Here is a 992-nt window from a genome sequence, read left to right on the forward strand (position 1 = left end):
TTCTTTTTCCTTAACCTTCGCTCCTACTTCTTCCTTAGCCTTGCCTTCACCCTCTGCCTTCACGGCTGCTAGTCCGTCAATTCCGTCTGCTTGCGCTTTATCCACGCCTGCTTGGTCGCTTGCTGCGTCAATGGCTTGGATAGCTTTGTCTGCTGCTTGCTTAGCTTGTTCTTTCGCTGCTGCTTTTTCTGCATCTGAAAGGTTAGCGTTCGCATCAATCTCGGCTTCTTTTTCCTTAAGCTTAGCTGCTACTGCTTCCTTAGCCTTGTCCTTAGCCACTGGGTTAACTGCTGCTACTGCGGCAATTCCGTCTGCTTGCGCTTTGTCCACGCCTGCTTGGTCGCTTGCTGCGTCAATGGCTTGGATAGCTTTGTCCGCTGCTTGCTTAGCTTGTTCCTTAGCCGCTGCTTTTTCTGCATCTGAAAGGTTAGCGTTCGCATCAATCTCGGCTTCTTTTTCTTTAAGCTTAGCCGCTACTGCTTCCTTAGCTTTGTCCTTAGCTTTGTCCTTAGCCACTGGGTTAACTGCTGCTACTGCGGCAATTCCGTCTGCTTGCGCTTTGTCCACGCCTGCTTGGTCGCTTGCTGCGTCAATGGCTTGGATAGCTTTGTCTGCTGCTTGCTTAGCTTGTTTCTTAGCTGCTGCTTTTTCTGCATCTGAAAGATTAGCGTTCGCATCAATCTCGGCTTCTTTTTCCTTAAGCTTAGCTGCTACTGCTTCCTTAGCCTTGTCCTTAGCCACTGGATTAACTGCTGCTACTGCGGCAATTCCGTCTGCTTGCGCTTTATCCACGCCTGCTTGGTCGCTTGCTGCGTCAATGGCTTGGATAGCTTTGTCTGCTGCTTGCTTAGCTTGTTCTTTAGCTGCTGCTTTTTCTGCATCTGAAAGGTTAGCGTTCGCATCAATCTCGGCTTCTTTTTCTTTAAGCTTAGCTGCTACTGCTTCTTTAGCTTTGTCCTTAGCTTTGTCCTTAGCCACTGGGTGAACTGCTG

General features: G+C 49.2%; 1 protein-coding gene. It reads right to left on the reverse strand.

From position 1 onward, the window contains the following. Positions 1 to 978, reverse strand: a 978-nt coding sequence (locus tag HT715_RS01875) for a DUF1542 domain-containing protein (protein WP_345789783.1), incomplete at its 3' end; no start/stop codon positions are given. Positions 979 to 992: the final 14 nt, after the last annotated feature.

The sequence above is a fragment of the Streptococcus sp. 4155 genome, from assembly GCF_013276695.1.
GTDB classification, from domain to species: Bacteria; Bacillota; Bacilli; order Lactobacillales; family Streptococcaceae; genus Streptococcus; species Streptococcus pseudopneumoniae.